This is a genomic window from Marinobacterium zhoushanense (assembly GCF_014641945.1).
GTDB lineage: Bacteria > Pseudomonadota > Gammaproteobacteria > Pseudomonadales > Balneatricaceae > Marinobacterium_D > Marinobacterium_D zhoushanense.
Window position 1 is genome coordinate 1 of the sequence record NZ_BMIJ01000016.1, and the last position, 11,104, is coordinate 11,104.

Annotated in this window: 7 protein-coding genes and 3 tRNA genes; 6 read left to right on the forward strand and 4 right to left on the reverse strand. The window is 59.1% G+C overall.

Annotated elements, in window-relative coordinates:
* The 4 genes from IEX40_RS21895 to IEX40_RS21910 all read left to right on the forward strand — a co-directional run.
* On the forward strand, positions 1-928 hold a 928-nt coding region (locus IEX40_RS21895), incomplete at its 5' end, for an electron transfer flavoprotein subunit alpha/FixB family protein (protein ID WP_188752382.1).
* A gap of 49 nt (positions 929-977) precedes the next feature.
* Positions 978-2,624, forward strand: a complete 1,647-nt coding sequence (locus IEX40_RS21900) for a fatty acid--CoA ligase (RefSeq protein WP_188752384.1) — start codon at positions 978-980, stop codon at positions 2,622-2,624.
* 9 nt (positions 2,625-2,633) lie between these two features.
* The gene (gene bktB / locus IEX40_RS21905) at positions 2,634-3,818 is read left to right on the forward strand and encodes a beta-ketothiolase BktB (RefSeq protein WP_188752386.1); all 1,185 of its coding nucleotides are present in this window, start codon (positions 2,634-2,636) and stop codon (positions 3,816-3,818) included.
* A gap of 348 nt (positions 3,819-4,166) precedes the next feature.
* A complete protein-coding gene (locus IEX40_RS21910; RefSeq protein WP_188752399.1) occupies positions 4,167-5,810 on the forward strand; it encodes an electron transfer flavoprotein-ubiquinone oxidoreductase in 1,644 nt (547 codons plus the stop codon).
* 135 nt (positions 5,811-5,945) lie between these two features.
* Here IEX40_RS21910 and IEX40_RS21915 read toward each other — a convergent pair whose 3' ends face one another.
* The 4 genes from IEX40_RS21915 to IEX40_RS21930 all read right to left on the reverse strand — a co-directional run bounded on the left by IEX40_RS21915 (position 5,946) and on the right by IEX40_RS21930 (position 7,540).
* Complete coding sequence (locus IEX40_RS21915) at positions 5,946-7,202, reverse strand: glycosyltransferase (protein ID WP_188752388.1); 1,257 nt, start codon at positions 7,200-7,202, stop codon at positions 5,946-5,948.
* A 66-nt stretch (positions 7,203-7,268) separates the two neighbouring features.
* Positions 7,269-7,345: transfer RNA gene (locus tag IEX40_RS21920), tRNA-Pro, on the reverse strand.
* Between the two features lie 20 nt (positions 7,346-7,365).
* A tRNA-Asn gene (locus tag IEX40_RS21925) sits at positions 7,366-7,441 on the reverse strand.
* A gap of 23 nt (positions 7,442-7,464) precedes the next feature.
* A tRNA-Asn gene (locus IEX40_RS21930) sits at positions 7,465-7,540 on the reverse strand.
* Between the two features lie 149 nt (positions 7,541-7,689).
* Between IEX40_RS21930 and ycaO the strand changes: the two genes are divergently transcribed.
* Positions 7,690-9,420 carry a 30S ribosomal protein S12 methylthiotransferase accessory factor YcaO gene (gene ycaO / locus IEX40_RS21935; protein WP_188752390.1) on the forward strand — a complete coding sequence of 577 codons (1,731 nt, stop codon included), beginning with the start codon at positions 7,690-7,692 and terminating at the stop codon, positions 9,418-9,420.
* A gap of 202 nt (positions 9,421-9,622) precedes the next feature.
* Positions 9,623-11,104, forward strand: a 1,482-nt coding sequence (locus IEX40_RS21940; RefSeq protein WP_188752397.1) for a retention module-containing protein, incomplete at its 3' end; no start/stop codon positions are given.

Consider the following 11,104-nt stretch of genomic DNA (forward strand, 5'->3'; position numbering starts at 1 on the left):
GAGCATTCTACTGATCGCCGAACACAACAATCAGGCCCTCAACCCCGCCACCCTGAGCGCCTTGAACGCCGCCCAGCAGATCGGCGGCGACATCACCCTGCTGGTCGCCGGCAGCGGCTGTGGCGCGGTGGCCGATGAGGCCGCCAAGGCTGCCGGTGTCGCCAAGGTGCTGCTGGCCGATGCCCCGGCCTATGCGCACGGCCTGGCCGAGAACCTGTCACAGCTGATCGTGGAGCTGGCCACCGGCTACAGCCACCTGCTGGCCCCGGCCGGCACCACCAGCAAGGATGTCATGCCGCGCGTGGCCGCGCTGCTCGACGTGGGTCAGCTGTCCGAAATCATCAGCGTCGAGTCCGCCGATACCTTCAAGCGCCCGATCTACGCCGGGAACGCCATCGCCACGGTACAGTCGCAGGATGCGATCAAGGTGATCACCGTGCGCAGCTCGGCGTTCGACAAGGCTGCGGCCGAGGGCGGCAGTGCCGCCATCGAAACCCTGAGCCAGACCTGTGACGCCGGCACCTCCGCCTTTGTCGGCGAGGAGCTGGTCAAATCCGAGCGTCCGGAGCTGGCCAGCGCCCGCGTCATCATCTCCGGCGGTCGCGGCATGGGCAACGGCGACAACTTCGCCCTGCTCGAGAAAGTGGCCGACAAACTCGGCGCGGCGATCGGGGCGTCGCGTGCCGCGGTCGATGCCGGCTTCGTCAGCAACGATATGCAGGTGGGCCAGACCGGCAAGATCGTCGCCCCCGAACTCTACATCGCCGTCGGTATCTCCGGCGCGATCCAGCATCTGGCCGGGATGAAGGAGTCCAAGGTGATCGTGGCGATCAACAAGGACGAGGAGGCGCCGATCTTCCAGGTCGCCGACTACGGTCTGGTGGCGGACCTGTTCCAGGCTCTGCCGGAGCTGGCGGAAAAACTCTGATTTAGCCGCTGCTCTATATGCAGTGCTTCTACGACCTTAGGTAAAACCGATGAATACAAGAATAATTGAGTCGGCTCCTGGTGCTTACCAGTACCCGCTGCTGATCAAGCAGCTGTTGCTGTCCGGACAGCGCTATGCGCCGGGCGGCGAAATCGTCAGCGGCGCCCATCGTTACGACTACCGCCAGTTAAGTCAGCGTATCGCCCGTCTGGCCAACGTGCTGACCGAGGCCGGGATCGGCGCCGGCGATACCGTGGCGGTGTTGGACTGGGACAGCCACCGCTATCTGGAAGCCTATTTCGCCGTGCCGATGATTGGCGCGGTGCTGCACCACGTCAACGTGCGCCTGAGTATCGACCAGATCGGCTACACCATGCAGCACGCGGAAGACAAGCTGGTGTTGGTGCATGACGACTTCTTGCCCATTGTCGAGCAACTGGTCGACCAGTTGCCGACAGTGCAGGGCTATATCCAGCTCAACGACGGCGAGGCATCGGGACGCGCCACATTCGAGACGCTCGGCGAATACGAGGTGCTGTTGGCCGCTGCTGAGGTCAGCTACGACTTCCCTGACTTCGATGAGAACTCCGTCGCCACCACGTTCTACACCACCGGTACCACCGGTAATCCCAAGGGGGTCTATTTCAGTCACCGCCAGTTGGTGCTGCATACACTCGCCACGGCGACCACGCTGGCGGCCTTCGACGGGGTGCCGCTACTGCGCTCGGAAGACGTCTACATGCCGATGACGCCGATGTTTCATGTCCACGCCTGGGGTATCCCCTATGTGGCCACGCTGCTAGGCGTGAAACAGGTCTACCCGGGCCGCTATGAGCCGAACCGCCTGGTGCGTCTGTACCGGGAGGAGGGGGTGACCTTCTCTCACGGCGTACCCACGGTGTTGCAGATGATCCTGAACTCCGAAGAGGCCGAGTCTACCGACCTGAGTCGCTGGAAACTGATGACCGGCGGCGCGGCGCCAACCGAGGCGCTGGTGCGCAAAATGTCTGAGCGGGGTATCCGTTTCTATACCGGTTATGGCATGTCCGAAACCTGCCCAATTTTGACCATAAGCCATCTGAGTCCGGCACAGGCTCAGTTGTCTATGGAGGAGCAGATCGCGCTGCGTATGCGTACCGGCGTGCCGCTGCCGCTGGTTGAGTTACGCCTAATGGACGATGTGGGTAACCCGGTGGCAGCGGATGATCTCAGCGTCGGCGAGGTGCAGGTACGTACGCCCTGGCTGACCCAGGGCTATTTGCGCGAACCGGAAAAGGGGGCCGAGCTTTGGCAGGGCGGCTGGCTGCACACCGGTGATGTGGCCTCGATCAATGCCGATGGCGTGATCCAGATCCGCGACCGCATGAAGGATGTGATCAAGACCGGTGGTGAGTGGATCTCCTCGCTGCTGCTTGAGAGCCTGATCAGCAAGCACCCGGCAGTGGCCAACGTGGCGGTGGTCGGCGTGCCCGATCCCCGCTGGGACGAGCGGCCGCTGGCGATGATCGTGCCCGCCGAAGGTGCCGAGGTGGATGCCGACCAGATCAAGGCGCACCTGATGCAGTACGTCGACAGTGGCCAGATCAACAAGTGGGCGATTCCGGAGCAGATCCGCGTCGTCGATTCCATTCCGGTTACCAGCGTCGGCAAGCTTGATAAAAAGCGCATCCGCGCCCAGCTGGCAGGCCAGTTTTAAGGAAAAAACATGCAGAAACGTGAAGTTGTGGTTGTCAGCGGTGCCCGCACGGCCATCGGTGATTTCGGCGGTAGCCTGAAAGATCAGGCGCCGAGCGAGCTGGCCGGCAAATTGGTGGCCGAAGTCGTACGCCGTGCCGGTGTTGCACCGGCGTCCGTAGCCCAGTGTGTGTTCGGTAACGTGATCCATACCGATCCCGCCGACATGTACCTGGGCCGCGTTGCGGCGCTGAAGGGCGGGCTGGCCGAGCAAACCGCGTCGCTGACCGTAAACCGTCTCTGCGGCAGTGGCCTGCAGGCGATTGTCAGCGCGGCGCAGCAGATCGAGCTCGGTGTCTGCGATACCGTCGTGGCCGGTGGTGCAGAGTCGATGAGCCTGGCGCCATACTGGCTGCAGACCGCCCGTTTCGGTCAGCGCATGGGCAACGGCGAGATGATCGATGCAATGACCGCGGCACTGCACTGTCCGATGGAAAAGACCCATATGGGTGTCACCGCCGAGAATCTGGCGGAGAAGTACGGCATCAGCCGCGAGGAGCAGGACCAATTGGCGGTGGAAAGCCATATGCGTGCCCAGCGCGCCATCGCAGAGGGACGCTTTGAGTCTCAGATCCTGCCGATCGAGCTGAAGAGCCGCAAGGGGCCAGTGGTATTCGACCGGGACGAGCATGTGCGCTTCGACTGCGAACTGGCCGATATGGCCAAGTTGAAGCCAGTATTCAAACGCGAAGGCACGGTCACGGCCGGTAACGCGTCAGGCCTCAACGATGCTGCGGCGGCCGTGCTGATGATGGAGCGCGAAAAGGCGCAGGCTGAAGGCCGCCAGATATTGGGCCGCCTGGTGGACTACTCCGTGGTTGGCGTGGAGCCGAAATACATGGGTATCGGCCCGGTACCGGCGATCCGTGAGATCCTGACTCGCAACAACCTGTCGGTGACCGACATCGATATTTACGAAGTCAACGAAGCCTTTGCTGCCCAGGCCCTGTCAGTGGCCCGTGAGCTAGATCTGCCCCGCGAGCGCTTGAACCCGAACGGAAGCGGTATCGGGCTCGGTCACCCGATCGGTGCCACCGGTGCCGTGATCACGGTGAAAGCACTGTACGAGCTACAGCGCATCGGCGGCCGCTTCGCGATGGTCAGCCTATGCATCGGCGGTGGTCAGGGTATCGCTGTATTGTTCGAACGAATTTAAGCCGAAACTCCGCACCCTGGTGTAATTACGGGCCAGAGGACGGCCGCTATTTGCCCTTTTCAGTACCAAGGATGGTGCTTTTTTAATTCATCACCAGTTTGGACAGGGTTCTAGTCCGTGGTGCACAACGGGGCACAGAAGGTTCATCAGGTGGCCGGAAAAGTGTACTCAGGCTGAGTGAACACCACGTCTGATGTCTGAAAATGCTAATTGTTATACCTCATCGGTCATTGTCAAACGCTCAATTGGCTGAGAGACTAGGCCAAAAAATCAAGAGAAACCGATACTTGTGGCGATCTACGCCGGTGGTGTCGAAGGAAACTTTCGAGGTGTGTTGTGCGCGAATCGATGGAATTTGATGTGGTGATCGTCGGCGCTGGTCCGGCCGGTCTGTCGGCGGCTTGCCGCCTGATGCAGCAGGCCCAGGAAGCAGAGCAGGAGCTGACGGTGTGCGTGGTGGAGAAGGGCTCGGAGGTGGGCGCGCATATCCTCTCCGGTGCAGTGATCGAGTCCCGTGCCCTGGATGAGCTGTTCCCGGATTGGAAGGCGATGGGCGCACCGCTGAACACCCCGGTGACCGCCGATGAGCTCTACCTGCTCAAGAGTGAGGCAGGGGCGAAGAAGTTGCCCAATGCACTGATCCCCAAGACCATGCACAACACTGGACACGGGCTGAACAACTACGTGGTCAGCCTGGGCAACCTGTGCCGCTGGCTGGCCGAGCAGGCGGAGGCGCTTGGCGTTGAGGTGTTCCCCGGCTTTGCCGCCGCGGAAGTGTTGTACAACGATGATGGTTCGGTGAAAGGCATCGCCACCGGCGATATGGGTATCACCGCGGCCGGTGAGCAGGGCCCCAACTACACCGAAGGGATGGAGCTGCACGCCAAGTACACCCTGTTCGCCGAGGGCTGTCGCGGCCATCTCGGCAAGCAGCTGATCGAGCAGTTTCAGCTGGACACGCAAGCCGATGCCCAGCACTACGGCATCGGCATCAAGGAGCTTTGGGATATCGACCCGGCCAAGCACCAGCCGGGCTTGGTGGTGCACGGCTCCGGCTGGCCGCTTGAGGGTGATACCACCGGAGGTTTCTTCCTCTACCACCTGGAGAATAACCAGGCGGTGGTCGGTCTGATCGTCGACCTGAACTACACCAACCCCTGGTTGAGTCCGTTTGACGAGTTCCAGCGCCTGAAGCACCACCCGGTGCTGGCGCAGTACCTCGAGGGCGGTACTCGCGTATCCTACGGTGCTCGCGCCATCACCAAGGGCGGCTTCAACGCCCTGCCCAGGATGAGCTTTCCCGGCGGCCTGCTGATCGGCTGCAACGCCGGTACGCTGAACTTCAGCAAGATCAAGGGCACCCACACGGCGATGAAGTCCGGCATGCTGGCGGCCGAGGCGGTGTTCGAGGCGATCGGCGCCGAGCAGGCCAACACCGAACTGACCAACTTCGCCGACAAGTTCGAGCAGAGCTGGGTCTACGACGAGCTGTTCCGCTCGCGCAACTTCGGCCCGGCAATGCACAAGTTCGGTCCGATCCTTGGCGGGGCGTTCAACTTCATCGACCAGAACCTGTTCAACGGCAAGCTGCCGCTCACCCTGCACGACGACAAGCCGGATTACGCCCAGCTGAAGCCGGCGGACCAGTGCCCGAAGATCGAGTATCCGAAGCCGGACGGCAAACTGAGTTTCGACAAGCTCTCCTCGGTGTTCCTGTCCAACACCAATCACGAGGAGGACCAGCCCAGCCACCTGCAGCTGAAGGATGCCAGCATCCCGATTGCGCAGAACCTGCCCCGATTCGCCGAACCGGCCCAGCGCTACTGTCCGGCGGGGGTGTATGAAGTGGTGGAGGACGAAAACGGTCCGCGGTTCCAGATCAATGCGCAGAACTGTGTCCACTGCAAGACCTGCGATATCAAGGATCCGGCGCAGAACATCACCTGGGTGGTACCGGAGGGCGGCGGCGGGCCGAACTATCCGAATATGTAAGCCTGCTTGACGGGTAGGGAGAGGCGCTGAGAAAAAGCCGTTCTCTATCTCTATGGCCTGGATGTCAAAAAGCGGAACCCTGAATAAATCGGGTTCCGCTTTTTGTTTGGGTAGCCGCTATCTCGCCAGACCCGTCTATTTCTTATCCTGTGGCTTGCGGTTCTTGGCCTCGATCCACTGTGCCATGTACTGCGTGCTCCTCATGCTGTGGTGTCGGAGCATGGCGCCGGTGAAGTTGGCCAGTCGGTGGCTGTCCAGTTCACGGCTGAGATGCTGTAGGCGCTCAATCAATGTGCTGGCATGTGGGTCAAAATCAAAGCGCTGGTTGTGCAGCGCAAAGCCTTGCTGCTGGCAAGCAAGCCACTGCTGTGACTCGGTATAAAGTGCCACGGCGCGGTTGGCGAACTGCTCGGGATCATCCGTGACAGGTTGTGGCCAGGCGTGTTCTCCAGCCATGCCTTCCGCCCCGATAGAGGTGGTAACCGACGGAGTGCCGCAGGCAAGGGCATCGACCAGTTTGCCCTTGAGGCCGGCGCCGAAACGTAGCGGTGCCAGATTGACACGGGCTAGTCGCATCACCTGATCCACATCTTCAGCCCACCCCTTGATAAGGAAACCCTGCTTGGGATTGTGCAGTTGTGTGGCCTTGGGCGGTGGGTAGGCACCGTAGATATGCAGTTCAGCTTCCGGTAGGCGGGTGCGGATCAGCGGCCAGATCGCCTGCTTTAACCAGAGTACGGCATCCCAGTTGGGCGCATGACGGAAGTTGCCGATTACGATGAAATGCCGGCGATGGTCAAAAGAGGGCAGTAGTGCCTGTTGCTCCGCCGATACCGAAGGCTGCATGAATGGGCAGTCCAGCAGCAGGGCCGGGTCAACCTTGAAGGTGTTCCTGAGCAGGTCGATCTCGGCCCTGGATATCATCAGTGTCAGGTCGCTGCGCAGGATTGCGGCAACTTCACGCTTGGCATGTTCCGAAAAAAGTAACTCTGCAGGCACATCCAGCTGGACCTGTCCGCTCTGTTTGCAGATCTGGTGACGGGCGTGGCGCAGGCAGGAGAGGTCCTCGGTATCGAGCAGGCGGATCGCCTGCGGGCAGTGTTTCTCCACCCGCCAGCCGAACTGTTCCTCCATCATAAAGCGATCGAACATCACCAGATCGGGCTGAAGTTCGCATATGAAATCGTCAAAACTGGAACAATTGAGGGCGATGTTGACTTCGCGGATACCGCGGGCGGGTAGATCGGCGCGGTGGATGCTCTTCTCGGCAGGGCTGGCAAAGGTGACCAGCCAGTTCTGGAGGCGAAATGCATCAAGCAGGGCAAGCATGCGGTAGCCGGCGGCACTGGACGCAGGTTCAGGCCAGACATAGCCGATAACAAGGACGTTCATGCTGAATCAACCAACCCGGATGAATATGTGTAAATCACTAGGGTGGTTCAGGGAGGATATAGAGAGTGGTCGGAGCAGAGGGATTCGAACCCCCGACCCTCTGGTCCCAAACCAGATGCGCTACCAGACTGCGCTATGCTCCGACACTTTAACTATATCAGGATGGCTCCTCGAGCTGGACTCGAACCAGCGACCAATAGATTAACAGTCTACTGCTCTACCAACTGAGCTATCGAGGAATATCCCGATTCGGTAAGGTGATTGGCTCCTCGAGCTGGACTCGAACCAGCGACCAATAGATTAACAGTCTACTGCTCTACCAACTGAGCTATCGAGGAACACCTCAACCGAGGCGCGTATATTAAAGACCGGGGCAGGGTGCGTCAAGCACCCATTTTAAAAGTTTTCGTGCTCCTGTCTTTAGGTGTAATCTCCTGATCAAATAATGACTTACGTTTAGCTCAGTGCAGCCAGGAGCTAGTGCCCCATGACCCGAATTCCAGGAAAAGATGTGCCGCTGGAGGAGTCCATAGCGCGTATGAGCGAAGGACTCAAGGCGCTCGGATTTGATATAGAAGAGGTGTGTTGGCTTAACCCGGTTCCCTCCGTCTGGTCGGTACAGATTCGTGACCGCAACTGTCCACTGCTGTTCAGCAATGGCCAGGGCTCGATTCAAGAGGCGGCGTTGGCCAGTGCATTGGGTGAGTTTTACGAGCGGCTCGGCACTAACTATTTTTTTACCGACTATTACCTGGGTAAAGAGCTTGCCGGTGCGGATTTCGTTCACTATCCCAATGAGCGTTGGTTCGAGCCCGTGGTTGGACGATGGCCAGACGGATTGCTCGATGAGGTCACTCGCGACCATTACGACCTTCATGATGAACTCGATCCCGCAGAGCTGATCGACCTCAACTCCAGCCGAGCCGATCGCGGTATCTGTGCACTGCCGTTCATACGCCAGCGTACCGGCGATGAGGTTTGGTTCCCGGTTAATATCATTGGCAATCTATACGCCAGTAACGGTATGGCGGCCGGCAACAATAAGTGGGAAGCGAGGGTGCAGGCGCTGTCAGAGATATTCGAGCGCCATATTAAGAATACGATCATCTCCACTGGAATCAGTTTGCCGCCGATCCCGGTTTCTGTCATTCGCCGCTATCCCAAAATTCAGGCGGGCATACGAGAGCTGCGTGCTCGCGGTTTCGTGGTCGAGGTGCGGGATGCGTCCCTCGGCGGCAAGTTCCCGATGGTGAATGTCACCCTGATCAATCCGACCGATGGCGGCTGCTACGCCTCCTTTGGTGCTCATCCCAAGTTTGAGGTTGCACTGGAGCGTTCGTTAACCGAACTGCTTCAGGGGCGGGAGCTGGATCAGTTGGTGGATTTTCCGTTACCCAGCTTTGATGTCGATGAGGCAGCGGCGCCGCGTAATTTGGAAACGCATTTCAGCGACTCAAGCGGGGTGGTGGCCTGGGATCTTTTGTCCGAAAACAGCGATTACCCTTTCACCGAGTGGAATATCGAAGGGGATCGGCAGGCGGAGTTCGAGGATCTCTGTCATCGCATCCACCGTGTCGATATGGATATCTATATAGCCGACTACGAGCACCTCGGGATCTACACCTGCCGTATCATCGTTCCGGGGATGTCCGAGATCTATCCCGTCGATAAGTTGATATGGCGAAACAATAACGCTGCAAACGATATTCGTGCGTCAGTGCTGGCGTTGCCGGAGCTGGAGCAGGAGGATCATGAGGAGCTGCTCGATGCCCTGGTGGCGGAGGGTTTCGACGATGCACAGCTGGTGGCGGGCCTGCTAGGGGTGGTACCCGATGAGGGCAGTGTCTGGGAAACGTTGAGCGTTGGAGAGCTGCGCAGCCTGTTATTGCTGGCGACCGGTGATAAAGAGGGGGCGCTTGACTGTCTCGATGCAGTGCTGGAGTCCGCTCATCTGCCTAATCCGCGCAGGTTGCTATACCGTTGCCTGCAAACACTGCTGAATATAGAGCTTGATCCCATGCGTGCGCTTGAGAGCTATAGCGCTTTACTGATCCGGATCTATGGCGAAGCGATGATGACCAGGGCTTTGGCAATGCTCGACGGTCGTGAACTGTTTACCGAGTTAATCAGCAGTAGCGAATCGCTGGAGAGCTTTAAACGCCACCGGACACTGATAGATGTTTACTCTCGTTTACAGTTGGCAAAGATGCGGGTTTGACCGGTTCTACTGATTAACATCAATAAAATCGACCGCATTGTACCTGGGTACAATGGTGACTGTACTCAAGCCTGCTTAACTGGTCCCCTGATACATAAAATTAACACCAAAGCGTCGTGCCTGTACTCAGGTCCACTTACGCAAAGGTTAACGAGAGTCTTTAATCGGATTAGAGACCAATTCAAGGAACTGGAGGTGTGTCATGTCAGAAGTCATCGGGAATGTAACTTTTCTAGATGGTAGCGCCGTAGCGGTGTCGGCCGATGGTACTGAGCGCGTACTCGCGCTTGGCGATGCTGTCATGTCCGATGAAGTTGTACGCACAGCGGAAGGCGCGCGTGTAGAGATCGCCCTGGCGAACGGTGAGACCGTTGCCATAAGCGGTAACGACAACTGGGTTGCTGCCAGTGCAGGAGCCGAGACCTCCGGTGCAGAAGGACAGATGGCGGGCGATGTTATCGGCACCGTCAACAGCGTGTCAGGGCAGGTCGTAGCCGTAGCCGCTGACGGTTCTGAGCGTGTACTGATGGCCGGCGATGTGATCTATGCCGACGAAGTGATCCGTACCGGTCCGGATGCACAGATCGAAATTGCGATGAATGTCGGCGGCCCAATCGTGCTTGAAGGCGGCCAGAGCTGGCTCGCCACCTCCGACACTTACACCCCGGCTGATCAGTTCGACACCAGTGAAGCTGTGGCTGACAGTGGTTCATTTGATGACGTAGACGCTATCCAGGCTGCTATCCTTGCCGGTCAGGACCCGACTCAGATCGGTGAAGCGACCGCAGCGGGTGCCCCGGCAGCAGGTGCTACTGGTGGTGATGACGGCGGTGCCGACTTCGTTACCGTAAACCGCACCGGCAGTGAAGTTGATCCGACCGCTGGTTACGACACCGTGGGGATCAGCTCAAGTGTTGAGCAGCCGGTGAGTGAAGAGCTGGCTCCTCTGGCTCCTCTGGTTTCTGCAGTGCTTACCCTGGGCGACGTTACAGTCTTGGAAGGTTCCGAGCTGGCAACAATCAGTGCCTCAGTGGATGTCGCAGTATCCGGAAGCCCGCTGGTTATTACACTGAGTAATGGCGCCACGATTACGATTCCTGTCGGACAGACCAGCGGAACATCAACGCCCTTCTCTGTACAGGGTGATGATCCGTACGTGGACGGTGAAAGTTACTCGGTCTCTGTCTCCGGCACCTCAGGTGGCGATTTCGACTCGCTCGACACCACCGATACCGGCGCAGTGACAGTCAATGACACCATTGATACCACCTATGTCAGTCTGAGTGCGGAGAGTGTTTCCGAGGATGACGCCAGCGCCACCTTCACCGCGACGCTGAGCAATGCCTCTCAGGGCACAACCACCATCGAAACCGATATGGGCACCATCGTTATCGGTGACGGCGAGACCACCGGTACCCTGGTGATCGATACTCAGGATTCGGACGTCTACGTGGATCCGGACAGCCTGACCGTGACCATCACCGGTGCCAGCGGCGGTAACTTCGAGGATCTGCAGATAGATCCGGAGGCTGGCAGCGCAACCGTCGAGATCAGCGACACCATCGACACCACCTACGTCAGCCTGAGCACCTCGGACGTGACCGAAGATGACGCCAGCGTCACCTTCACCGCCACGCTGACCAACGCCTCTCAGGGCGTGACCACGATCACCACCGACCTGGGT

Bases quoted from the DNA above. Each gene is read 5' to 3' on its own strand.
- IEX40_RS21900 (WP_188752384.1), top strand. From the start codon at position 978: ATGAATACAAGAATAATTGAGTCGGCTCCTGGTGCTTACCAGTACCCG.
- bktB (WP_188752386.1), top strand. From the start codon at position 2,634: ATGCAGAAACGTGAAGTTGTGGTTGTCAGCGGTGCCCGCACGGCCATC.
- IEX40_RS21910 (WP_188752399.1), top strand. From the start codon at position 4,167: ATGGAATTTGATGTGGTGATCGTCGGCGCTGGTCCGGCCGGTCTGTCG.
- IEX40_RS21915 (WP_188752388.1), bottom strand. From the start codon at position 7,202: ATGAACGTCCTTGTTATCGGCTATGTCTGGCCTGAACCTGCGTCCAGT.
- ycaO (WP_188752390.1), top strand. From the start codon at position 7,690: ATGACCCGAATTCCAGGAAAAGATGTGCCGCTGGAGGAGTCCATAGCG.